The sequence below is a fragment of the Hymenobacter volaticus genome (assembly GCF_022921055.1).
GTDB classification, from domain to species: Bacteria; Bacteroidota; Bacteroidia; order Cytophagales; family Hymenobacteraceae; genus Hymenobacter; species Hymenobacter volaticus.
In genome coordinates this window covers 215,611-240,440 of record NZ_CP095061.1, presented here as the reverse complement: position 1 = coordinate 240,440, position 24,830 = coordinate 215,611, and the positions used below count along the sequence as shown (strand labels likewise).

Annotated in this window: 20 protein-coding genes and 1 pseudogene; 9 read left to right on the top strand and 12 right to left on the bottom strand. The window is 52.4% G+C overall.

Annotated features, from left to right (window positions below; translation table 11 throughout):
* The first annotated feature begins 92 nt into the window (after nt 1-92).
* The 3 genes from MUN86_RS00995 to MUN86_RS00985 all read left to right on the top strand — a co-directional run bounded on the left by MUN86_RS00995 (nt 93) and on the right by MUN86_RS00985 (nt 2,135).
* Nucleotides 93-866 carry a suppressor of fused domain protein gene (locus tag MUN86_RS00995; protein ID WP_245120741.1) on the top strand — a complete coding sequence of 258 codons (774 nt, stop codon included), beginning with the start codon at nt 93-95 and terminating at the stop codon, nt 864-866.
* Nucleotides 867-912: 46 nt separating this feature from the next.
* Nucleotides 913-1,095: a hypothetical protein gene (locus MUN86_RS00990; RefSeq protein WP_245120739.1), complete on the top strand. Its 183-nt coding sequence runs from the start codon at nt 913-915 to the stop codon at nt 1,093-1,095.
* A gap of 77 nt (nt 1,096-1,172) precedes the next feature.
* Entirely contained in the window at nt 1,173-2,135 is a 963-nt protein-coding gene (locus MUN86_RS00985; protein WP_245120737.1) for an HTH domain-containing protein, read from the top strand.
* A 97-nt stretch (nt 2,136-2,232) separates the two neighbouring features.
* Here the strand turns inward: MUN86_RS00985 and lpdA are convergent, their stop codons facing one another.
* The 7 genes from lpdA to MUN86_RS00950 all read right to left on the bottom strand — a co-directional run bounded on the left by lpdA (nt 2,233) and on the right by MUN86_RS00950 (nt 9,518).
* Nucleotides 2,233-3,639 (bottom strand): dihydrolipoyl dehydrogenase, encoded by a 1,407-nt coding sequence (gene lpdA / locus MUN86_RS00980; RefSeq protein ID WP_245120735.1) that lies wholly within the window; start codon nt 3,637-3,639, stop codon nt 2,233-2,235.
* Nucleotides 3,640-3,988: 349 nt separating this feature from the next.
* A complete protein-coding gene (locus MUN86_RS00975) occupies nt 3,989-4,408 on the bottom strand; it encodes a hypothetical protein (protein ID WP_245120733.1) in 420 nt (139 codons plus the stop codon).
* Nucleotides 4,409-4,552: 144 nt separating this feature from the next.
* Entirely contained in the window at nt 4,553-5,248 is a 696-nt protein-coding gene (locus MUN86_RS00970) for a carboxypeptidase-like regulatory domain-containing protein (RefSeq protein ID WP_245120731.1), read from the bottom strand.
* Nucleotides 5,249-5,315: 67 nt separating this feature from the next.
* Nucleotides 5,316-5,759, bottom strand: coding sequence for a hypothetical protein (locus MUN86_RS00965; protein ID WP_245120729.1), 444 nt, complete (start codon nt 5,757-5,759; stop codon nt 5,316-5,318).
* A 143-nt stretch (nt 5,760-5,902) separates the two neighbouring features.
* On the bottom strand, nt 5,903-6,283 hold the full coding sequence (locus tag MUN86_RS00960) for a hypothetical protein (protein ID WP_245120727.1): 381 nt from the start codon (nt 6,281-6,283) through the stop codon (nt 5,903-5,905).
* 455 nt (nt 6,284-6,738) lie between these two features.
* On the bottom strand, nt 6,739-7,356 hold the full coding sequence (locus MUN86_RS00955; protein ID WP_245120725.1) for a Crp/Fnr family transcriptional regulator: 618 nt from the start codon (nt 7,354-7,356) through the stop codon (nt 6,739-6,741).
* Nucleotides 7,357-7,862: 506 nt separating this feature from the next.
* Entirely contained in the window at nt 7,863-9,518 is a 1,656-nt protein-coding gene (locus MUN86_RS00950) for a M1 family metallopeptidase (RefSeq protein WP_245120723.1), read from the bottom strand.
* Between the two features lie 163 nt (nt 9,519-9,681).
* Here MUN86_RS00950 and MUN86_RS00945 point away from each other — a divergent pair, with 163 nt between their 5' ends.
* The 4 genes from MUN86_RS00945 (at nt 9,682) to MUN86_RS00930 (ending at nt 15,150) form a co-directional block, all read left to right on the top strand.
* Nucleotides 9,682-10,629, top strand: coding sequence for a helix-turn-helix domain-containing protein (locus MUN86_RS00945; protein WP_245120722.1), 948 nt, complete (start codon nt 9,682-9,684; stop codon nt 10,627-10,629).
* 135 nt (nt 10,630-10,764) lie between these two features.
* Nucleotides 10,765-11,685, top strand: a complete 921-nt coding sequence (gene yedA / locus MUN86_RS00940; RefSeq protein ID WP_245120720.1) for a drug/metabolite exporter YedA — start codon at nt 10,765-10,767, stop codon at nt 11,683-11,685.
* Between the two features lie 229 nt (nt 11,686-11,914).
* A complete protein-coding gene (locus tag MUN86_RS00935) occupies nt 11,915-14,596 on the top strand; it encodes an alpha-L-rhamnosidase-related protein (protein WP_245120718.1) in 2,682 nt (893 codons plus the stop codon).
* A gap of 164 nt (nt 14,597-14,760) precedes the next feature.
* The gene (locus MUN86_RS00930) at nt 14,761-15,150 is read left to right on the top strand and encodes a group III truncated hemoglobin (RefSeq protein WP_245120716.1); all 390 of its coding nucleotides are present in this window, start codon (nt 14,761-14,763) and stop codon (nt 15,148-15,150) included.
* A 174-nt stretch (nt 15,151-15,324) separates the two neighbouring features.
* On the opposite strand, the gene odhB is transcribed toward MUN86_RS00930, so the two are convergent.
* The 3 genes and pseudogenes from odhB to MUN86_RS00915 all read right to left on the bottom strand — a co-directional run bounded on the left by odhB (nt 15,325) and on the right by MUN86_RS00915 (nt 21,495).
* Nucleotides 15,325-17,049 carry a 2-oxoglutarate dehydrogenase complex dihydrolipoyllysine-residue succinyltransferase gene (gene odhB, locus MUN86_RS00925; RefSeq protein WP_245125550.1) on the bottom strand — a complete coding sequence of 575 codons (1,725 nt, stop codon included), beginning with the start codon at nt 17,047-17,049 and terminating at the stop codon, nt 15,325-15,327.
* A gap of 119 nt (nt 17,050-17,168) precedes the next feature.
* Nucleotides 17,169-20,020: pseudogene (locus tag MUN86_RS00920) on the bottom strand (2-oxoglutarate dehydrogenase E1 component).
* Between the two features lie 266 nt (nt 20,021-20,286).
* Nucleotides 20,287-21,495, bottom strand: coding sequence for an SMP-30/gluconolactonase/LRE family protein (locus MUN86_RS00915; RefSeq protein WP_245120714.1), 1,209 nt, complete (start codon nt 21,493-21,495; stop codon nt 20,287-20,289).
* 444 nt (nt 21,496-21,939) lie between these two features.
* Here MUN86_RS00915 and MUN86_RS00910 point away from each other — a divergent pair, with 444 nt between their 5' ends.
* On the top strand, nt 21,940-22,461 hold the full coding sequence (locus tag MUN86_RS00910) for an RlpA-like double-psi beta-barrel domain-containing protein (protein WP_245120712.1): 522 nt from the start codon (nt 21,940-21,942) through the stop codon (nt 22,459-22,461).
* Nucleotides 22,462-22,482: 21 nt separating this feature from the next.
* On the opposite strand, the gene MUN86_RS00905 is transcribed toward MUN86_RS00910, so the two are convergent.
* Together MUN86_RS00905 and MUN86_RS00900 are read right to left on the bottom strand one after the other, a co-directional pair.
* Nucleotides 22,483-23,511 (bottom strand): hypothetical protein, encoded by a 1,029-nt coding sequence (locus tag MUN86_RS00905; protein ID WP_245120710.1) that lies wholly within the window; start codon nt 23,509-23,511, stop codon nt 22,483-22,485.
* A gap of 180 nt (nt 23,512-23,691) precedes the next feature.
* Nucleotides 23,692-24,093: a hypothetical protein gene (locus MUN86_RS00900; RefSeq protein WP_245120708.1), complete on the bottom strand. Its 402-nt coding sequence runs from the start codon at nt 24,091-24,093 to the stop codon at nt 23,692-23,694.
* Nucleotides 24,094-24,416: 323 nt separating this feature from the next.
* Between MUN86_RS00900 and MUN86_RS00895 the strand changes: the two genes are divergently transcribed.
* Nucleotides 24,417-24,812 carry a hypothetical protein gene (locus MUN86_RS00895; protein WP_245120706.1) on the top strand — a complete coding sequence of 132 codons (396 nt, stop codon included), beginning with the start codon at nt 24,417-24,419 and terminating at the stop codon, nt 24,810-24,812.
* Nucleotides 24,813-24,830 lie beyond the last annotated feature (18 nt).

The following is a 24,830-nucleotide window of genomic DNA, read 5'->3' as shown; positions in this document are numbered from 1 at the left end:
CTACCTTTCTAGCTCTTGCAGCAGGCTTGCAGCTCGACAGCTTGTTGCTACATTTCGTTATCTAACTTTTCATTTCTCATTTACCCTATCCTATGACAGAGCAGGACCCCGAATCAGAGCAAGAACTATCCGCTTCCGGCAGCCCGATTTATCGTTACGAAGACGTTGAGCCCGCTGATTTTAGCTTAGCCTCCGGCGATGATGAAGCTATCCAAGCCATTTCCGATCATATCGAGCGTCACATTGGCCTAGTCAGCGGGGTCTTTCACGAACTCATTTCCGACAAGGTGCACATTGATGTGCATTTCGTGGAGCCTAGCGCCGATTTCCCATTTAAAGTACTGGTCACTTCTGGCATGAGCGACCTACCTATGACAGTTCCCGAAGGCGCGGAAGACATGCGCTACGCGGAACTGTGTATTCTGCTGCCCAGCACCTGGGAGTTCCCCCAACTTGGCCCCGATACCGACGATGAAGACGACGAAATCGAAAACACGTACTGGCCCATTCGGTGGCTGAAATTTCTGGCCCGTTTCCCCCACGAGTACAACACTTGGCTTGGCCATGGGCACACCATCCCGAACGGAGAAGAAGCGGCTCCCTATGCTTCTAATACCAAGCTGGGCTGCATGTTGCTGCTGCCTTCGCTTAGCCTACCCGATGAATTTCGAGAGTTGAAAATCAATGACGAGAAGACCATCAACTTCTACTGCCTTTACGCCATCTATAAGGAAGAAATGGACCTGAAAATGCGGAAAGGCTATGAGGTTCTACTCGATAAGTTCGAGAAGTACGGCATCACCGACGTAGTGGACCTAAACCGTCCTAACGCCGCCGCAAAAAAGGGCTTTCTAGGCTTGTGGTAACTACAGCCGTAAGGCGCTACCTTATTCTAAAAAGGCTGAAGCGCTCGTGGCTTCAGCCTTTTTCAATCCGCGCTACCTCGCCCTGGCCCGTAAGCATGGCTTCACCCTATACACCATCGAGGGCGACATTGAGTACTTAAGTAAGCTGCTGGAAGGCGAAACCATCACCATCCAAGGCCAGCAGTACCAAGTGACCAAGAATGAGTTTAAGCTGGTGCAGAAGACGTGAAGAAAAAGAAAGGACTCGAATTATAAAGTGTATACTTCCTCTTTGCTCACAACTCAATCCTGCATATCAATCACACCATGACTATCAAAGAAGCCATTCTTCAAAGCTTAGAAGACCTAGGCAATTTAGTTACCCATAATGAAGTTTGTGGGCATGTGGTCCAAAAGAAATATTATGATTTCGGACAGGCTAAAACACCAGCTGCTACAGTTTCAGCAATGCTCGGTAGTTTTATCCGAAATGGTGATTCGAGGGTAAAGAGAATAAGTACAGGCAAAGGCAACTTTAGTTATTACCTAAGCAAGAACGAAAATACAATTTTTCCTATTGCAACAACATCTATACAAGTTACACAACTACCTAGTCAGAAAAAGACCTCATACAGTGAACGATCCTTACATAAATTATTCAGCACATACTTAAAAAGCGTTGGCATATCTACCAAAACTATATACCACGAACAATCTGTAAACAGCAAGGACAATAACCAAAAATGGATCCATCCAGATATGGTTGGGGTTAATTTTACCCGTCTGCACACGAGGACCAGTCAGAGTCTTATCAAGTCTATCAGTGTTGCAGAGTCATTTAAAATAACTTCGTACGAGCTCAAGCGAGAGATAAACACCGATTACGATTTGAAACAAGCCTATTTCCAAGCTGTTTCAAACTCGAGCTGGGCGAACTATGGTTATTTAGTTGCCTTCGAAATAGGTGATAATTTGAGTGACGAAATAAGCCGACTCAATCAATCATTTGGTATTGGGGTAATTGAGTTGAAAGCAAATCCTTACGAAAGCAAAATTATTCATCAATCTAGTTTTAAAAGTCTTGATTTTAAGACAATCGACAAGCTTTGTCATATTAATAATGACTTCGATAAGTTTATTGATAAAATCGATAAGATACTGAAGGCGGAAGACCGATATATAAGATCTAGCGAGAAAGAACTGGAAGAATTTTGCGATAATTACTTTTCATCAGATACTGAGATTACATCATACTGTAAAGAGCATAACATCCCGACTAAAGATAACTAAGTGATTGATTATCTGCTACTAGATGCTGTAAAGCAAAAAGAGGGCGGTACTCATAGGAGTACCGCCCTCTTTTCCTCACTAACGCTTAAATACGGAATTACATATGAATCGCGCGGTTCTCGGTAGCGGCTAGGCAGGCTTCCTTCATGGCTTCGGCGTAGGTGGGGTGGGCGTGGCTCATGCGGGCTACGTCCTCGGCGGAGGCGCGGAACTCCATGGCCGTTACGGCTTCGGCAATTAGGTCGGCGATGCGGGGGCCGATCATGTGCACGCCCAGGATTTCGTCAGTTTCCTTGTCGGCCAGCACTTTCACGAAGCCGTCGAGGTCCATAGAGGCGCGGGCGCGGCCCGAGGCACGGAACGGGAACGAGCCGGTTTTGTAGGCCTTGCCCTGCTCCTTTAGCTGCTCTTCGGTGTAGCCCACACCGGCCACTTCCGGCCAGGTGTACACCACCCCAGGGATGAGCAGGTAGTTGATGTGCGGCTTCTGGCCTACAATGGTTTCGGCCACATACACGCCTTCTTCTTCGGCCTTGTGGGCTAGCATAGCGCCCCGAATTACATCGCCGATGGCGTAGATGCCGGGCACGTTGGTTTGCAGGTGCTCATCGACCTTGATGCGGCCGCGCTCTTCCATTTCTACGCCGGCAGCTTCCAGGTTCAGGCCTGCGGTGTAGGGCACGCGGCCCACAGCTACCAGGCAGTAGTCGCCTTCAAACTTCACTTCCTCGCCTTTCGGATTGGTAGCAGTTACCGTCACGGCGTCGCCCTCGCGGGTAGCGCCCGTTACTTTGTGGCTCAGGAAGAACTCGATGCCAATTTTGCCCAGGATGCGCTTCAGCTCTTTGCCGAGGGCGCGGTCCATGGTGGGGATGAGGGAGTCCATGAACTCTATAATAGACACTTTCGCGCCGAGGCGGGCATACACAGAAGCCATTTCCAGCCCGATTACGCCGCCACCAATTACGATCATGTGCTTGGGCACCTCCCGGATGTTCAGGGCCTCGGTGCTGGTGATGATGCGCTGCTTGTCCTGCTTGATGAAAGGCAGCACCGTGGGCTTAGAGCCGGTAGCAATGATGACATTTTTGGTCTCGATCTGCTGCTCCTCGCCGCCCGCGGTGGGCTGAATTTTGATGTGATTCTTATCTACGAACGAACCCACGCCCTTAATGACGTCGATTTTGTTCTTCTTCATCAGGAACTGAATGCCGTCGGTATTGGCCTTCACCACCCCGTTTTTACGGTCGATGAGCTGGTTCATGTTGATCTGCAGGTCACTCAGCTCAATGCCGTGCTCCTTGAAGGTGTGGCCGGCATTGTGGAAGTGCTCGGTCGAGTCGAGGAGGGCTTTGCTGGGAATGCAACCCACATTGAGGCAGGTGCCGCCTAAGGTGTCGTATTTCTCGATGAGGGCCGTTTTGAGGCCAAGCTGGGCGCAGCGGATAGCCGCTACATAACCGCCTGGACCGGAGCCGATGACGGTAACGTCGTATTGGTTCATACTCAGAAAGTGAGTTCGGTGGAAATCAACGGCCACGAAGGTACGAACGGCGAAGTTGTGAACTGGTGTAATTCTGAGATATGCCTTTCGGAAAGGATTGCGCCCGCGAAATAAGTTTCAATTCGTTCTCAGACTGCTAGCTGTCTGCTCGTTGCAGATGACCAGCAACTAGGGTAGCTATTGCGTGCCCTACTGGAACATGGTGGTTTGCACGGAATATCAGGAGCCTTCCGTGTTTAAGAACAGCTGGCTGCTTTTGCGCTAGTGCCTCGGCATAGGTGTTACACAACAAAAAGCCCCTTCTCAGGTGAGAGAAGGAGCTTCGAATATAGAAAAACACGCTGTGCGGCTAGGCTTCCAACTGGCTTACCTGTGCCCGTAGCACTTCCCGGGCAATGCCTAGGTTGGTGTACTGCGCCGACACCACCAGATAAATAAACCGGCTGCTATCGGGTGTCAGTTGGAGCAGATGCAACTGGCTGGACAGCGTAATAAGGATATCATCAATGCGCTCATCGGTAAGCTCCAAGGCAGCCATGGCCTTCTGTTTCTGCCTAACTACTTCGGCATTAAAGGAAGCTGCCGTGTTGGGGTTGATGGTGGCAGTGGAATGTGCGGCCAGGCTGGTGCCTGAGGCAACATCTACCACTGCCACCGCTAGCAACTCGGGCAGCTCCAGGAGCACCTGCTGCACCACCCGAGCGGCAAGCGGGTCGGGAGCGGCCGGCTTCGGTTTGGGTGGTTTTCTTCGGTACGATTTCGGTTTCACGCAGACAGGTTACGAAAGCTGTTTTTTACTCTTTGTGCGTTGCTGGTCGACTCATGCGTAGTAGCGCCCGACAACGAGTACTTAACAGCCCATGCACTTCCCAACAACTCTTTATTCTTTGTACTGCTCAAGCGCAATGCGCGCTTAGAACTGCCACCAATGGCGCTTCTGTACCTTGCCTTTAGGGAGTAGCGTTACGTTGGCAGTGCTGCTGCCTTTTACGGCCAACTCCTCGTCCTGGTAGCCACCGTAGCCGTACTTGAGGCTGCTAGTGCCAGCCGGAACGTGCATCACGTACTCGCCGTCGGCGTTGGTTGACACGCCGTGGCGGCTGCTTGGGTGCATTACAGTGGCCCCGATCAGCGGAGTACCTTCTTCGTTGAGAATCCGACCGCGCACCGTAATCATGCGCATAGAAGAGGCGGCAGACGAAGCCGAAGATGCCTCAAGCGCTGCTTCGGTTGGAAGCATCATCGTTTCGGTTGGCAGGCTTTCCACGGTGCGGTCGGTGGGCAAGCTAGTGCCGGCAAATACCATTGTGCCGAGCAGAGCCGTTGCGGCAACCATAGAGGTGGCCCGGCGGCGGAAACGCACAGGCTGCGCCTGAATAGATTGCACTTGCTTTTGCACCCAGTTTGGCGTAGCCAAAGCAGCTGGCTCTTCGGTATGCAATTGCTGCCAGCGGTTGAGAGTTTCGTGGGCCTTATCGGCATCCCGACGCAGGTACTCTTCCACGGCTTTGGCCGATGAGCGGCTCAAATCGCCGCTTAGGTAAGCATCACGATAAACGGCTAACAATTCGCCGGTTTGCTCATCGAAGGGAGAAGCTGTCAATTTCATAAGAGTAGGGAAACTAGGAAGTGAGAGTAAAAAGGAGAAGCCTAATTAAGAGTACCGGATGAGCCCGCTAGGCATTGCAGGTGCGCAACACGCTTCGGGCAATGCCCAAGTTGGTGTCCCGAGAATCGACGACGGCATACAAGAAGCATTGACCATCGGGGAGCAGCCGCGACAAGTGCAGCTGCGTTTGAAGCGTAATCAGAATTTCCTCTAACTGCTCTTCGGCTGGCAGCAGCAACGCTTGCATAGCCAAGCGTTGCTGCCGAATCACTTCGGCGTTGAACCCAACCACTTTGCTGATATTGAACTCCCGCGCGGTGGTATAAGACGCTAAAGTCTGTCCGGAATCTATTTGCACTACTGCCGCTCCTATTAGCTCCGGCAGCCCCGCCAGTACTTGCTGGAGGAGTTGCTCGGCGGCCATAGATTCTGGACTGGAACCTGCGGGCACAACCTTATCGACGGTAGGTCTGGCTAGTGCCTGTAAGCGCTGAAGAAATGGTATCTGCATATAAGGCCTATTAAACACGCTGGCGCTCCTAGCACTCAGCGATAGGCAAAAAATATGTTCGGTTTCCTTGCGAAACCGCCCCTCTCGCTTTCCTGGCGATGTAGCTGACGCTGCCAGCTATCACCTGGAAATGCACAACTGATTTAACTCAATTGGCTGGCGTGGGTACGGAGCACGTCGCGGGCAATAGCCAAGTTGGTGTCGCGGGAGTTTACTACCAGGTAGATAAACTTGGTACCGGCATCGTTGAGCCGAATAAGATGCAGTTGATTGGTAAGGCTAATCAGAATGTCTTCAATCTTTTCACCGTTCAGCTTAAGGGCGGCCATTGCCTTTTGCTTCTGCTTCACCACCTCGGTATTGTAGGCCGCGGCGGTATCGGGGTTGATGCTAGGCGAATTGGAGTGTGAGGCAAGGCTCATACCCGAAGTAGTATCAACTACTGCAACGGCGGTTAGGCTGGGCAGATCGGTAATTACGTCCTGGACTACTTTACCAGCGGGATTGTTGACTGAATAAGCCATTTACTTTTTAGGATAAAAGTGATGAGGGAAGTGCCAATTCGTTCACGCTCTTGGTTGCTTTTCTCTACCGGAAGCAGACCCACGCGTTGGCCTACCATAAGGGGTAAAATGTAGCAGTCAATAAGCCCGGTTAGAAACTCCTTACTTCTCGACCAATCGTCGTAGAAATAGGCTGGCTTGGTTTACAAATCTCCCTAATTCACTACCTATAAAAAATGACTCTCGTCAAATGTAAAAATGATTCTTGTCAAACTTTTCCCACGCTCTACAATTTGGGAACCCATTATGGGATCAATAAAATTATATTTATGCTAACTTATGCAACAAGCACCATAAAAACAAGTCTCCCCGCCCGGTTTTTTTCCGAGCGGGGAGATACGAACCAAAAAACCGACTGGATTTGGGAAGAGAGAAAGAATTTTCAGAACCTCTTTACCTTGGTTTAGAGTAGTAATTTAGTCGCTGAGGGTAGAGATTTGGGTAAGCTTATCCAAATTCAAGATCCTAATACGGCTCCCTTGCGTTGCCACCAAACCTTCGTCGCGAAATTCGGAAAGTAAACGGCTAGCTGTTTCTTTGGCTGTGCTAGCTAAAGCCGCCAAATCGTCGCGGGAAACAGGGATGCTGAAGACGGTGTTCGTGTTCGGCTGAAAGACATCGTGTAGCAGTAGTAAGGCTTCTGCTACCCGCTCCCGCACCGACTTGTACGCGGTATGTAAAATACGCTCTTCCGCTTCGCCTAGCGTTTTGGCCAACAACCGGGTTAGCGAATCAGTGAATTGCGGATTCTGCCCAATGATGCTCATAAGGTCGAGGCGCGGCACTTGACAAATAACACAATCGGTAAGGGCCACAGCAGCCGTGGTGTAGACATTACCCATCATCAGCGAACGGTAGCCGAGCACGTCGCCTTCCTTAGCCAACCGGATAATTTGCTCTTTTCCATTGGCGCTTACCTTCGAGACCTTCACTTTGCCTTCGTGAATGCAATGTAAACCGCTGATTCGGCTGCCTTGCTCGAAAATCAGCTGCCCCTTCTGGTACGACTGGTGCACCTTCCCCTCCGAAATCATTGCCAATTCACTGAGTTGGCAGGAACCCAGCAGTGACTTATGCAGATGCGGGCAATTCTGACAATGGGCTGGGACGAGGGGTGCTACCATAATCTTATCTTCTAACGCTTATTACTACAGCTTCAGTTATCTGTCTTTCTGCTATTAATAGAGAGACAGCACTAGTAAAATTACAATCAGCAACTAAACCTATTTACTGACGAGCTTTTGGATCATAATACCATTTCGCTAACTGTAGCAAAAAGTCTTTTGTTCAACTAACCACCTTAAATTAAACTGTTTTAATGTACAAAAATAGGTACAATAACTTTATTAAGCTTAAAAATTATTCAAAACACTGAACTACACTTTACCTAACAGCGAATGCCAGCTTAAATCTCAATCTTAATTTTATAATATTTAGAAATTTATCCCAAATCGAGACGCCAAAACTTCTGTTATTCCCAACTTGGTTATATTCAATTAGCGTAGTTATCGAATTACTAATCCAACCGATACGCAAGGCTTTACTCTACTAGCACGCCCACGAAATAATTGAGGGTATCTACTTCGACGTTTTCTTTGGTTAGGCTGGGTACCTCTATGGTTTGGAAGTTGGTGGTAGGAGTGATAAAGCGGTACTCGCCGCCTTTGGTGCGGACGCGAATTGGCATGTCGAAGCCCGGTGTGTCGGCTATCCAGCGGGCCAGCGCTTTGCCATCTTCGAAACGTAATTCCAAAGTCGGCACGCCCGGATAGCGTAGGTATTGGTCGAAGATGCGGGTAAGGTCGCGGCCGCTTTGCTGGTTAATATACCCTACTATCTGCTCGGTGGTGACGGTTTGGTGGTAGAAGGTTTGCGAGAGGCCGCGCAAGATTTGTCGCCACTTGGCGTCGTCGTTGATAACCGTGCGGATCATGTTGAGCATGTTGCTGCCTTTGTCGTACATGTCGCCGGAGCCTTCCTTGTTCACGTTGTACGGGCCGATGATGGGGCCATCATTACGGATGTTGCGCCGCTGGCCGTGGATGTACTCCTGCCCTGCCTGTTTACCGAACTGGCTTTCCACAAACAAAGCTTCCGAGTAGGTAGTGAAACTTTCGTGCACCCACATATCCGCAATGTCCCGAGAGGTGATGTTGTTGCCGAACCACTCGTGGCCGCTTTCGTGGATGATGATGAAGTCCCACTTCATTCCCCAGCCGCTGTTAGAGCGGTCCTTGCCCAGGTAGCCGTTCAAGTACTTGTTGCCGTAGGCCACGGCGCTTTGGTGCTCCATGCCCAGGTGTGGTGCATCGACCAGCTTATAGCCATCCTCATAAAAAGGGTACGGGCCAAACCAGGACTCCATACTCTTTAGCATGGGCTTCACATTGGCCGCGAATTGCTTTTTGGCCTTCTCCAGATTTTCGGGGAGCACCCAGTAGTCGAGAGTTAGTTTGCCTTTCTCCCCATCGTAGGTGTCGCCGAAGTGGGTGTAGTCGCCCACGTTGAGAGCCACATCGTAGTTGTTGATGGGGTTGCGCACAAACCAGTCGAAACGGGTATAGCCATTCTTTAAGGCGGTGGTTTTGCGCAAACGGCCATTTGATACATCTTTCAGGCCTTTGGGCACCGACACACTGATCAGCATGCTGTCCACCTCGTCGGCTTGGTGGTCTTTGGTAGGCCACCAGATGCTAGCGCCTACTCCCTGGCAGGCAGTGGCTACCCACGGCTTGCCTTTGGCATCCTGCGTGAAAACCAAGCCGCCGTCCCAGGGCGCGTGCTGCGCTACCGTTGGTTGGCCGGAGTAATACACGGTAAACTCGCCGCGGCTGCCCTTGCGGATAGTCTCGGGGAATGTTAGGAATACGGCATTGGCTTCGCGGGTATAGGGCACTGTTTTGCCTTGGTACTCCACTTTTTCCACAGCCAAGTTGTTGAACAAGTCGAACTGGAGACGGGTGAAGTCTTGGGTGGCCGTGAAGCGGAACAGGTTAGAGCCGCTGAGCGATTTGCGCTCCACATCCAGCTTTACATCCAAGTGGTAATAGTTGATGTCGTAGCAGGTGCGGAGGGGAGTGAGAGCCCCTCGCAAAGAATCGGCGCGGGTGAATACAGCCTTAGGCTGCATGAGTTGGGCCGATGCAAAATGAGCCAGGCTCATTAGGCCGGCTAGAAGGAAGGAGAAGTAGCGCACAAGTGAAGAACTGGAGTGTGCGGTAAAGAACGGCATTGCAAGCAAAACGCTGCTTGCTATAGCCACACTGCCTAGCTCAACGTATTGTTGGAGGCCCTAGCGCACGTGTCTTCCGCGAAAAAGGTGTTATTGGCACAGCATAAACTAGCGGTACGCTGTTCCTTTGTTGTTCTTCACCTTCTTTGCGGTAGATGCTATGTACATTCAGTCGATAGTTGACAGTGAAGAAAAGTCGCTCCAGGACTTTGCCTTTTTCAAGAATTCCACTGGCCAGAACACGGTTATCAATTCCCGGAGCACGTTCTGTAGCTGGCCTACTCACAGTGACCGGCTATCGTTGAAATTTTCGTTTGTGGGCACAGAAGCCTATTACATCCGGCACCGTAAGGTTACGGTGGAGAAAGACAGGTGCTTGGTTGTCAATGCCGGGCAGTTGTATTCCAGCTCGATACAGTCTACGGAATGGGTGCATGGGCTTGCTATCTACTTTGACCCGCAGCTGCTGCAAGTAGCCGCCGACACTGGTTCCGATGAAGTCTTGCTTGCCAACCCCATTGAGCGCCGGGGCTCGTCGGTGTGGTTCTATGAAGACGAACTCCTGGCTACGCCGCGCCTACGTCACCAACTCACGCGGCTCCGCCAGCAACTAGAAGCCCGTCCCATGACCGAGTTGGAACTAGAAGAGCAACTCTACCATATCTTGCTCAACTTGTTGCTGACGCACCGCCGCGCGGTACACTACACGGCCGCCCGGCTATCGGCCATCAAGGCTACCACCCGCCTCGAAATCTACCGGCGTCTGCACTTGGCCCGCGAGTTTATTGAAGAGCAGGCCACCGAAGCGCTTACTCTGGATGCCATTGCCAGTGCCAGCATGCTTTCCAAGAACCATTTGCTGCGGCACTTCCGGGAGCTGTTTAGCTACTCGCCCCACCAGTACGTGACGAGCGTACGGCTGGCCAAAGCCTGTCATCAGCTTACGCAGTCGGAGTTGCCAGTACAGGATATTAGCCTCAACGCGGGCTTCGAGTCGCCTAGCTCGTTTGGCCGGCTGTTCAAGTCGGTATTTACGCTTAGCCCGCAGCAGTATCGTTTACAACACGCGGGATGAGCAAGCAATATTAAGCAACTCTTCTCCTTATATAGCTGACTAAGTAGCTACCGCGGTACTTTGGTGCCAACTCCGCACTATTCGGATGGTTGCAAGTCGAAGTGGGCGCTAAGTTTGCGCCGCTATTCTTTCTCTATGAATTCAACTTCCGCACCCTCGCGTGCTTCTGTGCTGCTGGCTTTTGCGGCCGTATATATCATCTGGGGTTCCACTTATTTAGGCATCCGGTTCGCCATTGATTCGATGCCGCCACTGCTAATGGCGGGTACGCGCTACGCGCTGGCGGGAGCTTTGCTCTACGGGTTTATGCGTTGGCGCGGAGAGCCAGCACCCACTACGGCGGGCTGGCGGAAGGCGCTTATAATTGGTATTTGCTTGCTCGCGTTCGGCAACGGTGGTGTCACGCTCGGCGAGCAATACATTCCGTCGGGGCTAGCGGCACTGCTGGCAGCCACGGTGCCTATGTTTCTGGCGCTGCTAGGCTGGTGGAGTGGTACCGCGGCGCGGCCTACGCTGTGGGTAGCGATAGGGCTACTGTGTGGACTAGCCGGCGTGTATTTGCTGGCCCGTACGTCGGAGGCCAACCATGTAGCACTGCCAGGACACGAAACACTAGGTGTAAGCTTGGTACTAATAGCTGCCTTTTTATGGGCTATTGGCTCGCTCTATTCAAAAAAGAACCAGCCGAGCCCCTCCCCTTTCCTGTCGGGTGGCATGCAGATGCTATGCGGCGGCTTACTGATGCTCGTGGTGGGGCTGTTGCGCGGTGAAGCAGCAGGCTTCGAATTGGCGCAAGTCACGCCGAAGTCTTGGCTGGCATATGGGTATCTGGTTTCCGTTGGGTCAATTGTGGCTTTCACGGCGTACATCTGGCTGCTGCGGGTAGTAGAGCCGGCCCTGGCGGGGACGTATGCGTTTGTGAATCCGGTGGTAGCCGTGCTGCTGGGTTGGGCATTTGCAGGCGAAGCACTGAACCCCCAGATGTTGCTTGGCGCCAGCCTGATTGTGGCAGCCGTAGCGCTGGTGGTGCTAGGCGGTCGAAAAGCCAATTCCTAAGCTGAAAGGCGCAACATCAAGTCAGGCAGTTGCTATACATTCAGGTTGCCCTAGCTACTGCGCGCGTAATCAGGCGGGTGCAGTAGCTGCGTTTGGTTGATACAGGCAGGACAGCCAATGGAAAATGAGGCAGGTATCAAGCCTTCTTCCATTTCGTGGTGCACCTTGCTGCGCATTTGCTTTTCCACCTGTACGCAATTCGCGCTTGGCTTACTAGGCGCTTGATTAAATGGCACAACCACCCCCTCCACCTTCTGCAGCAACTGAAGAAGCGACTCCTGCAAGTATTGTATGGCAGTCGGCCGCCTACACGCTCTACCACGACAAGCTGGTGCAAGGTCAGCACACGGCACGGGCACTATCGCGCACCGAGCTAACATCTGATTACCAGAGCCCCGCATATGAGTTGCAAAGCCCACAGGTAAATTTCAAGTTCAGCTTGAATGGCCAGGACAATGAGTTGCCACCGGGCCAGCATCACTCATTTGTGGTGTTGCCCAACGAGGATGGTACCTTACCTGAAACGCCACCCATTGTGTTCGGGCAGCAGTACCAGGACGGAACGCCGTTGCCCGCCGACGCTTACCTTGCCCCGAACGCCCCGCTGAAGATCCGGCTGGATTTGCGGCCGCTATTGGCCGCTTTCGAGAGCCAAGGTTTCTACACCTTATATAATGGGCAGCAGCTGTACAAAGACGACTTACGGCACGTGTACGTAGTCGGTAGCGCACCGCCGCTGAATTGGGACTTTGCTGGTCTCGCCAATCTGCCGCAGCTAGAGCTGCTAGATCCCGATGGCAACGGCATCTACGAAACCACGGTGCAGTTCTGTGCACCCGCTGAAGACAACAGCACAGCCACCAGCCACTGGAAGCAAAGCCTTGGTGTGTCAGAGTTTTCGCAGTACACATCCGATTACACGCTACTCGATGCGCTTTATAATCTGGCTTTAGAAGAAGCAAAACTTGCCGTAGAACCCGACGGCACGTTTCGCACTGGCCAGGAATGGGCCGGCGTCTGGACCCGCGACATCAGCTACAGCATCATTCTGGCTCAGGCAGCTCTTCAACCTGAGGTAGCCAAAACCAGCTTACTACGCAAGGTTACCCGGCATGGCCGCATCGTGCAAGACACCGGCACGGGCGGTGCCTACCCCTGCTCCACTGACCGGGTTATCTGGGCGACGGCGGCCTGGGAAATCTACCTAACCACTGGTGACGAGGACTGGCTGAAGCAAGTGTACCCCATTATTAGAAGGTCGGTGGAAGACGACCAACTTAATGCCTACAACCCCGCAACGGGTCTCGTGCGCGGCGAGTCCTCGTTTCTGGATTGGCGCGAGCAGACGTACCCAAGTTGGATGCAACCCGCGGACATCTACCAGTCGGAATGCCTAGGCACCAACGCCGCCCATTACCAAGCGAATGCAGTGCTGGCTTTGATGGCCGCGCGGCTAGGCGACGCCGAGGCCGCTACGCAACACCAAGCCCAGGCAGAAAATATCAAAGCGGCTATCAACCAGCACCTGTGGCTGCCCGACAAAGGCTACTACGGACAATACCGCTACGGCCGCACCTACCCAATACTCTCGCCACGCGCCGAAGCTTTGGGTGAGGCACTAACAGTATTGTTTGGCATAGCTGATGCCGAGCGTAGCCGCTCGGTGGTGGCCCGTACGCCTGTGATGGACTACGGTGTTCCGTGCATTTATCCGCAGATTCCAGGCATTCCACCGTACCATAATAACGGGGTGTGGCCTTTTGTGGAAAGCTACTGGGGACTAGCCGCGGCCAAAGCCAGCAACGAAACGGCTTTCATGGAAAGCATTGCTGCTCTAGCCCGACCAGCTGCTTTGTTCCTGACCAACAAAGAAAACTTTGTAGCCAGCAACGGCGACTTTGCTGGCACTCAAGTCAACAGTAGCGTGATGCTCTGGAGTATTTCGGGTGCGTTAGGGTTAGTGTACAAGGGCTTGTTCGGTATGGAGTTCCAGGCAGATGGCTTAGCATTCCGGCCGTTCGTACCGCAAGCGTTGCAAGGCACGCGGCGGCTCACCGGCTTCCGCTACAGGCAAGCAACACTCGATATTGAGTTGCAAGGTTTCGGCAACGTGGTCCGCACTAGTACGCTCGATGGTCAACCACTGCTAGAGGCTACTGTACCCGCTAGCCTTACCGGTCGGCATACTTTATATATAGAGTTGACCAACGAAGCACTGCCAGCTTGCGCTCAAAACAAAGTAGCTCACCACGTTTCGCCTTCCACTCCAGTTGTGAGCTATGCTGCCGGTTATCTTTCCTGGCATGCGGTACAAGGCGCTAACCAGTACCAGGTGCTGTGCAATGGGTTGCGCGTTGGTCACACGACCGAAACTAGTTTCCCAATTTCTATTCCTACGTCATACACCGAGTACCAAGTGGTGGCTGTGGATGCACTTGGCTTTGAGAGCTTTGCCAGCGAACCGCTGCCTGTCGGGATTGAGGAAGCTTGTTTCACATTCAGGATCGAAGCAAGTACCCCACTGTCAGACCAGCCTGATCAGGGCTATACTGATAGCAAATTTATAGAAACCACCACCGTAAACCCAAGCGTGGCAGCTACTGTGGTTGTGCCCGCTACTGGCACTTACGCAGTGGATATTCGCTACGCCAATGGCAACGGCCCTATCAACACCAGCAACAAATGCGCTATCCGTACGCTGCGTATCAATCAACAATTCTTGGGTACGATAGTGTTACCACAGCGCGGTGATGATGAGTGGGCGGATTGGGGCTTCAGCAATGTGGTTGTGGCGCACTTGCCAGAAGGCGCTCATACACTACTGCTAAGCTTGGAACCAGCCAACGAGAACATGAGTGGAGACGTGAATGGAGCTTTGCTAGACTGTATTAGGTTGACCAAAATGGTTTAATAGCTTAATATGTTTTTTAACATACTAATACCTTAATGCGTTTAAAAGGCAAAAAGGCATATCGAATTGGATTGTAAAATTTCAATAAAAAATTATTAGCGAAACTAGGGCAACCTGCGTAAATTCGCTACGTATCTAGCATCCCAATTTATCCCTATCTGCCCATGAAGACCTCTGCTAATCTGCGCGACATTCAGACCGAAGGCGACATTAAGACGCTGGTGGATACGTTATGTTTTAAGGCCACCAATGATACGTTGCTAGGTGCCAGCTTCGGAGCTGCAGCTCGTATTCACTGGCCACACTATCTCACTACCCAATACCATTACTGGAGCAACACGTTGCTTGGAAAAGGCCAATCGGGCGGCGACCCACTACCCGAGCAAGTGGTACTGCCCCGTAGTGGCGCCCACGTAGAGCATTGGCTACAATTATTCTCTACGACCGTAGAAGAGCATTTTGCTGGTACGAAAGCAGAAGAAGCAAAACGAGTTGCTCAGCAAATGGCCACTCGGTTAGGCATCCTTCGTTCGCGAGAACTTCCCGTCGATTAGACGAACCGATAGTCCACCACCCACTCCATGTTTTAGCGGTTGTCAATCCATAGTAGTTGACAGCCACTAAAAAACAGCCTCCACAACTCCTTCCTTTCCAAATTCCCACAAGCAAAAGGGCTCCTCGCATTGCGCAAGGAGCCCTTTTGGTTTGCTGTAAGCTGAAGCGAAAATCTACACACCCAGCAGCAAGCGGGTTGGGTCTTCGAGCAACTCTTTCACACGCACCAAGAACGACACTGACTCGCGGCCATCGATAATACGGTGGTCGTAGCTTAGCGCCAGATACATCATTGGGCGGATTACTACTTGGCCGTTTTCAGCAATGGGGCGCTGCACGATGTTGTGCATACCCAGAATGGCCGATTGTGGCGCGTTGATGATTGGCGTACTCATCATCGAGCCGAATATGCCACCGTTGGTGATGGTGAACGTACCGCCCGTCATTTGCTCGATGGTCAGCTTGTTGTCGCGGGCCAAGGTAGCCAGACGTACAACTTCCTTCTCAATACCATCAAACGACAGTTCTTCTGCATTGCGAATCACGGGCACCACCAAGCCTTTCGGAGCCGATACGGCAATGCTGATGTCGCAGAAGTCGTTGAACACAATGTCGGTACCATCAATCTGCGCGTTCACGGAAGGGAATTCCTTCAAGGCTACGCACACAGCTTTCGTGAAGAACGACATAAAGCCTAAGCCCACGCCGTTTTTCTCCTTGAACTTGTCTTTGAACTTGGTGCGCAAGTCCATAATGGGCTGCATGTTCACCTCGTTGAAGGTGGTGAGCATGGCCGTCTCGTTCTTCACCGACACCAAGCGGCGGGCTACCGTCTTGCGCAGGTTGCTCATCCGCTCGCGGCGCTGGTTGCGGTTGCCGGAAGCAGGCTGAGCAGCTTCTATTGGCTTGGCCGCTGGAGCAGGGCTGGAAGCTACCGGAGCCGCCGCCGGGGCCGGAGCAGCGGGGCGAGCCTGCGCGTTCTGAGCGTCTTCTTTGGTAATGCGACCGTCGCGGCCCGTGCCCTGCACGTCAGCTGCATTAACACCTTTTTCACCAAGGATTTTGCCAGCAGCCGGTGAAGGTGTACCAGTAGCGTAGCTGGTAGTAGCTGAAGTAGCCGGTGCAGCAGCGGCTGCCGGAGCAGCTTGCGCAGCGGCTGGTGCTGACGTAGTAGCCGCGGAAGCAGCTGCAGCGCCGCTGCCACCTTCAATGCGGGCAATAGTTGCCCCAATACCAATGGTCTCGCCTTCTTTGGCAGCGTGGCGCAACGTACCGGTGCCTTCAGCAGGCAGTTCAAAAGTTGCCTTGTCTGATTCCAGCTCGGCAATGATTTCGTCGCGCTGCACTTGCGCGCCGTCAGCTTTCAGCCACTTCGCTACGGTTACTTCCGTAATCGATTCGCCTACGGCCGGAATCTTCATCTCTACCGCTGCACCACCAGTGCTAGTAGCCGGAGCCGCCTGCGTTGGAGCTGCTGCCGGAGCTGAAGCTGCCGTTGGGGTATCGGCTGACCCAGATTGTGAACCACCATAGCCGCTTTGGTTGCTGGCCTGCGGATTTTCCTCGCCTTGGCTTACCGGATCAGCAGCCGGCTTGGCGGGTGCCGCCGGAGCTGCTTGTGCTGGCGCGGCCGGAGCCGCTGTTGCGCCGTCGGACGCCGCACCGTTACCACCAATATCCGCAATGACGGTTCCTATGCCAATGGTTTCCCCTTCCGCCACGCGGATTTTCAGAATACCATCCGTTTCGGCAGGCAACTCAAACGTTGCTTTGTCTGACTCCAGCTCGGCAATAACTTCGTCACGCTTCACTGAGTCACCGTCCTGCTTCAGCCATTTGGCAATAGTTACTTCGGTGATGGACTCGCCAACAGCGGGGATTTTGATTTCCAGACCCATGAGTGGGATGTTGAGGGGTTGTGATGCCAGCAAGTAGCCAGCAGTTCATTGAATTGTAATTCGATAGAGCAAACAACGCGAAGTAGGTGCCCTAACCAGTTGCTAGGGCACCGCTCCTTTTATGCGTCTTGGCTTTTGTCGGCTACGGCTACAGTCTCTTTGATAGTAGAGTCGGCCACCGCCTCTTTAGGCTTATCGAAGGCACGAGCAACCAGTTCTTTTTGCTCCTTGATGTGCACTTTGTTGTAGCCCGTAGCTGGCGAAGCCGATGGCTTGCGCGCAATAACATCTTCCAGCTCGCGGCGCATGAAGCGCAACAGGTAATTCCAGTAACCCATGTTTTCGGGCTCCTCTTGTACCCAGTACACTTTCGCCTTCGGATATTTCGCTAGCTCCGCGTCTAGTTGCTTTTTCGGGAATGGGTGCAACTGCTCCATCCGCACGATGGCTACGTCCGTACGGCCCGAGTTATGCTGTTCCTCTAGTAAGTCGAAATACACCTTACCAGAGCACAACAGCACGCGTTTCACTTTTTTAGCATCAGCGAATGTGTCGCCGAGCACTTCCCGGAAACCACCGCTGGTGAACTCTTCTATCGGCGATACGCACAGCGGGTGGCGTAGCATCGACTTCGGCGACATTACAACCAGCGGCTTGCGGAATTCCCACGTCAACTGACGGCGCAAGGCGTGGAAGAAGTTAGCCGGTGTGGTCATGTTAGCCACCACGATGTTGTTCTCAGCAGCTAATTGCAAGAACCGTTCAGGACGGGCGTTGGAGTGCTCAGGGCCCTGGCCTTCGTATCCGTGGGGCAACAACATTACTAAGCCGTTCATCCGCTGCCACTTGCTCTCCGATGACACCACAAACTGATCAATCATTGTTTGCGCGCCGTTGGCAAAGTCACCGAACTGCGCTTCCCATACTACCAGAGCAGTAGGGTTAGCCATAGCATAGCCAAACTCGAAGCCGAGCACACCATATTCGCTCAACAGCGAGTTGTAGATGTTTAGCTTCTCCTGGCCCTCACCAATGTTATTGAGCGAGTTATAAGGTGCCGACGTTTCGGCGTCGTGCAGAACGGCATGACGGTGCGAGAACGTACCGCGTTGTACGTCTTGACCGCTCACGCGCACAATGTGCTTTTCATTCAGCAACGAGCCGTAGGCCAGTAACTCACCAGCGGCCCAGTTGAGCACCCGCGTATCGAAGAACATCTTCTTACGCTCTTCAATGAGCTTTTCGATTTGCTTCAATGGGCGGAAGCCTTCAGGTAGCGTCGTCAGGGCCTTACCCACTTTCGCTACCACTTCCTCACTGATGCCCGTCTCCGGCGACTTGTCGAAGTCTTCGGGCTTGCTGCGGCGCAGGCTGCGCCACTCATTTTCGAGAGCCTGATAATTGTAAGGCAAAGGCTTCTGCTTCACCAGATCCAGGCGCGCCTGGAGAGTCTCACGGAACTCCTTGTCCATATGCGCAGCCAGTTCGGCATCTACGTCGCCGCGCTGCACGAGGGTGGTATTGTAGACCTCGCGCGGATTCTGGTGCTTGCTGATGATGTTGTAGAGCGTCGGCTGCGTGAACTTCGGCTCGTCCGATTCGTTGTGACCGTGGCGACGGTAGCACACCATATCAATAAAGATATCGGCGTGGAACTGCTGGCGGTACTCGGTAGCTAAACGCACTGCAAAAACTACCGCCTCCGGGTCGTCGCCGTTGACGTGTATCACGGGCGCATCAATAATCTTGGCTAGGTCGGTGCTGTAGATAGACGAACGGGCGTCTTCGAAGTCGGTGGTGAATCCTACTTGGTTGTTGATAACAAAGTGTACCGTACCGCCCGTCTTATAGCCTTCCAGCTGTGACATCTGCGTCACTTCGAAGCCGATACCCTGACCAGCCAATGCTGCGTCGCCGTGGATAAGGATGGGCAGCATCTTATCGTAGTCGTTGCCGTAACCGTGGTCTAGCTTAGCACGCACAAAACCTTCCACCACCGGGTTCACCGCTTCGAGGTGCGAAGGGTTGGGAGCCAATTTGAGGTTAACTGTCCGGCCTGCGGCATCCACCTGGCTGCTATAGCCCATGTGGTACTTCACGTCGCCGTCGCCCATGGTTAAGTCCGGTACGGCAGTGCCCTCGAATTCCGAGAAGATCTGCTCGTAGGTTTTGCCCATGATGTTGGCTAGCACGTTCAGACGGCCCCGGTGGGCCATGCCAATCACCACTTCTTCGACGCCAAGCTCTGCGCCACGCTGAATAATAGCATCAAGCGCTGGGATGGTGGTTTCGCCCCTTCCAAGGAAAAGCGCTTCTGTCCCAAAAACTTGGTGTGCAAGAAGTTCTCGAATACAACCGCTTCGTTCAGCTTGCTAAGGATGCGCTTTTTATATTCAATGCTCGGGTTGAAGTTAAGCGAGTCTTTCTCTACTTTCTCACGGAACCAGTCGAGCACCTGCGGGTCGCGGATGTACATGTACTCGAAGCCAATAGTGCCCGTGTACACTTTCTCGAGCGCCGCTACAATGTCGCGCAGCTTGGTGTTGGCTCCTAGCCCTAGTACTTCGCCGTTTTTGAAAACCGTATCCAGGTCCGCTTCACTCAGTCCGAAATCAGCTAAGTCAAGGCGAGCTTTGCGGTCCTTGCGCTTCCGCACTGGGTTGGTGTTAGCACGCAAGTGGCCACGGCTCCGGTAGGCGTGAATCAGGTTACGCACCTGCGTTTCCTTGTCGGCCGAAACGGTATCGACGGAGCGGATCTGCTCAGTGCCGTTGGTAGAAGCAGACTGCGTGAGAACCCCTTCGCCTACGGCTTGCGGCACATCGCCGTCGGGGTACTGCTGGGAGAAATCAAAGCCCTCAAAAAACTTCCGCCAGCCGAAGTCAACCGCTTCCGGGTCGTTCTTATACGTCTGGTAGAGTTGGTCGATGTAGTCGCCGTGGGCGTTGGCGATATAAGAATATGCATCCATGCGGTGGGAGCTGTTGGGTCGGGGGTAAAGATAACAAGTCTGTTAATGAGGCAAAAACCCATATTCGAGTACACGAATTTAGCTCATTATCAAATCATTGCTTTTGATACGGACTTGCTGGCTCAACAAAGAAGCAAACCAATCTATTCAAAATAAAACAGAAAGCTCTTTCCTGAACGCAGGAAAGAGCTTTCTGTTACCATAAATGCTGCAAAGGATTGCTACAAATTTCAAGCAAGCCAACCTATAAGACAATGAGAACCTGCCTATTGCGTCATTTTCATTTTAAATATGTGATACGGCTGGTCTTGCCGACCAATTCCTTTGTTCCAAGTAGCCGTTTTGTGAATGGCCGAGTTGGTAACGTAAAGCATTCCGTCCGGCCCGAAAGCAAAAGTATCAGGCCACTCAAGACGAGGGTCTTGTACTACTGGTTCAATTTTACCAGCGGGTGTACGACGCACAAGAGAGTGGTTTTCGAACGCTGTCATATACAGGTTATTCTGCGCATCAATCTCCATACCGTCGCAAGCAGGCACTTTTCCTAAGTCCTCTATTTGCTGCGCAAGTTGAGCGTCAGTAAGTGCTGCGTTGCGCAAAGCTTCTGTTTTGATACGATATAGTTTGTAGCTAGTCAGTGGCTTCCAATAGAGGTATTGAAAGTCTTGGCTCAGCGCAATACCATCGGCATTGAAGCGGGCCTTTTTGCCCGTAGGGTCTATCATCTCATGCCCATCCGCTTTAATATTTAGCGTGGTGTCGCCGAGCATAGAAGGGTGTTTCTCCAGTACCTTGCGCGCCTTGCCAGATTTTAGATCTACTACCACTAAAGCCCCGATACCCGACTCTGTGATATACGCGTAGTTGCGCTCGGTATCAATCCGGACGTCATTGAGATATGACTTACGAGCGGCTACACTTTCTGGAAAGCTGATGTTCTGCGCCACCTTATTGGTCTTCGGATCAATCTTTACCAGTTTCGGGCCGCCAACTACAGTGCCTTTGATGTTGGGCGAGGCTGGATCAAGTACCCACAGCATACCGGTTTTGTCGGCGTATACGCTCTGCGGACAGATCCAATGTTTTTGAGGTTCGTTGCGCACTGTTTCATTCCAAGTGCACCAAGCGGCGTCCGGATAAGGCTTCACAGATCCATCTGTACTGATTTCAGCAACCGGGTTAACGGGGTTGTTGTCCCAACGCGGAAAGTCACCAAATACTCGCCCATCAGGCAGTACTGCAACCCCTACAATTTGCGGTTCCCTAAACGCAGCTACCACCTGTAGCGGTGAATTGGCAGGTGCTTGGGGTGCAGCTGCAGTTGTAGAGTCGGCGGCAGTGGCGGCACCAGCTTGACTAGATGTATTGGAGGGCGAGGAACAACCACCAACCAACAGCGCAGCTAGTAAGCTTGCTGGCAGCACAACCGGCTTGAGAAAGGCTAAACCTAAAGAGTTAGGTTGGAAATTATTCATGAAGTTTTCGGGATAATAGGATGAAAGATTCGGTCTCGTATGACGGGTTTTATTAGTTGCTCTGGACCTACAACATGCCCACTGGTTGGCCTAGAACTACCCTTAGGAAGTTGCTTTCTTTACTACGAAGCTCGGCACAAGGTTGAGCCTGAAACGTACTAATTGGCAGGTAGGGTTAAACCCAGTTGCCAGTTCGTCATGAAAATACTCGTATCTTTGGGCCCTCTAACTGCGTAAACTATAGATAAATCCTATCTATTATTCTTTTTATCCGATTATTACCTTTATTTCTCGTTTAATGCGCTTGTTTCGGCCTTTTGGCCATTGACATAAAAAATGGGGCAACCTTTTCCTTTAGAAAGGAGTTATGCCCATCCCTGAAGCCGAGTCGGGCCGGCTGTCCATCCTCTCCGGGCCAAGTGAGAGTACACGAACCCAAAGGCCATGTCTATTGCGCTATTCCTTCTTACCTTCCTCTTCCCTCCTCGTACTATTTCTTCCCCTGCACTAGCTCTTCCCTCCACTGTAGCTAGTTTAAGCCCCCGTGCGGTGGCGGTTGCCGTTCCCGTACCAGCTGTTAAAAAGCTCCCCAAAACTTTGTCGTATACCGTTACGGCAACTACTTACTGGCCTGAACCAGGCCAAACCGATGACGCTCCGATGGAAACCGCTGACGGTTCCATCATTCCAACCCGCCATTCGAGCCGCACCCGCTGGCTGGCCGTGTCTCGCGACCTGCTAGAAGGCTGGGGTGGCCCCTTCCGCTACGGCGAGACAGTACAAGTCCGGGGCATCTCCGAGGCCCTCGATGGTGACTACATCATTCATGACACGATGAACCGTCGCCACCGCCATTGCGTGGATGTGCTGGTAAATGAACGGGAATGCAAAGCGGGCCTGGAAGGCCGCTGGAGTAAAATCAAGCTAAGCAAGATTACTCCCAAGCAAATATGGCAGGCTAGCTAGCCGCCACTTGCCTCCCTCCTCTTATTTTTTGTTTCCTTGGTTTTCCTCTGGGTAGCGCGTAAGCTGCCGGGGTTCCCCATCCGCTTCGTATAGGAAGGAAAGCGGTTGTTCAGGATCCTGCATGATCTCTGCCAGCGGAATATTCCACCGTTTCCACATTTCCAACAACGACTGTCCGTAGGCTGCATTTTCCCAAGGGTTGAAAATGTCGCCGGTGATGTCGTCGATTAGGGTGTCCATTTCTATATGGGTTGCACCGGGCTTGCGGCTACGCGGGAAATAATCGGGCACTACGTTCAGAATGTAGGCGGCGTAGTAAACACGTGCTTTAAACTCAGCTACTTGCACTGGATGCAGAGGTCGGTTGGCATCCTGATACACGCGGCGCATGGCTTGCTGGATGATACCGTTGTCGACGAGGCAGGCCGTGATAACTGCATTGTCGAGTTTGATGCTGAAGGCTAGAGTACTTAGGTCGTCGTCGTACTCAAAAGGCATATCGTCTTGAGTGGCATCAACTTCTAGCACGAAAATAGAAGCTGGTGTGAAGTCCTCGAACTCAACGGGTACGCGCAATGCTTGAAAGCACTGGAAAAACGCCTGAAACCGACGTAGCATTCGGGCATTTTCGGCGAGCGGATATTGCGGCACTGCTAGCGGCTCGAGCTCGTTCAGTAGCTCCTTTACGAGCACCCCGTAGAACATCTTGCCTAACCACAAATACAAGGTCTTATCGTCTAAGCTTCTTAGCGCTTCAACACCTTTACCAGCAGCAGCTTCTACTTGTGTTTCTAGTGGCTCAACGTGCTTGGTACGGCAGCGCGGGCAGCAAGGAATGCGCAGATCCTGATACGTTACAATGCTGAGGTCGAGCAACTTAATTTGCCGACTGTGCAAGTTGTAACGACTCATCAACCAATTGGCGAAGACGGGTACAAAGTCGGCGGGCGTAGTTGGCGTGCCACACAGAAAACATTGTTCCGGCCCGAAGCGCATACCGTCGAACGGGTCGTAGAAAGTGAAATCGTCGAGGGCAGAAGAAGCAGACATAGGCGGGCAACCCAGAATAAGGGCCCGCAAAGGTAGGCTACTATTCAGGCACAGTAAAGCTTGACCCCGTGATTCCAACACAACTCCCCGCTGTGCCCACAGCCAAAAGGCAGCTTCAAAGATGTCACAAACGAAAGCGCCCCGACCTGATTGGCCGGGGCGCTTTTTTTGATAAGTAGTTTAGCGTGAGAGCGAAGAGCCCATCTTAATAAGCACTTTGCTTAGGTGGCCAAGCGGCGCCGAATAATCGGCGTTAGGATCGTCGGCTACTTTTGCTGTTTCGGCGCCCAATGTGGCTATGGTTTCTGCTAGGTCGTGGGTTTCTGTGTCAGGAGCCGTTAGTTGTTCGCGCAGGGTAGCAAGCTCCTGAATAATCTTGGCCAAGCCAGGCCGCTCAGAAGCTTGTAGCACTGCTTCCCACCGCTCTATCTCAGCTAAGCCGTGTTGGTCACGCTGATCGGGTACGCCAGCATTGAGCAAATTGAGCGTGTCTTCGAGCAAAGCAGTGTTCTGCTGATCAGTGACGTCGAGCGGCACATTGGGTGTGGCGGGCGTCTGGGGGGTAGAAGCAGTGGAGTCCATGATGATAAAAGTCAGTGAGCGGGAGAGCTTGCTTTCCTATACTTACTCCCGTTAGGAAAAGTTGAGTTCAGGCCTCTAGCTCTGGCGCAGCCTGTACAGCAACTGCCAGCAACTTCTCCCTTATAGTGGAAGAGAATCACTGCCTTAGCATACTGCATGGAGGCTACACGTGCACCAACTAAAATAGCTTGAGGTAGCCTTCCGTTGCGTTGCTGCTCAAGCTTTTTGCTTTGTTGAAATGCGCTAATACTGTTGGGTTACCTTTCTACCAGATGCTGATTAACAGTCGAGTTTCCCAACCACCATTTATTGTTTCCTCGATCATGAAAATGTCTGTTAAAACTTTGTTCGTAGCTGCTGCCGTTGCCTTTGCCGCTACCTCTTGCACTCAAACCGGCAAAGAAAATGCTGAAGCCGCCGCTGATAACACGGAAGCTGCTGCCGAAAACGCTGGCGACGCTGCTTCTGCGGAAGCAAATAACGCCGCCAACGCCACCGAAAATGCAGTAGACAAAGCAGCTGCTAACACCGAAGCTGCCGCCGAGAATGCCGGCACGGCCATCGACAACGCGGGCGAAAAAGCAGGCCAAAAGATAGAAGCCGGTGCTGAAAAAGCGGCCAATGCTACCGAAGCCGCTGCCAACAAGGCCGATGCAAAAATCGATAAAGCTGCTGCCGAAGCTAAGGCTGAAGTAAACAAGGCTGCTCGGGAAGAATAGCAGCACCCAAGCAGAAAA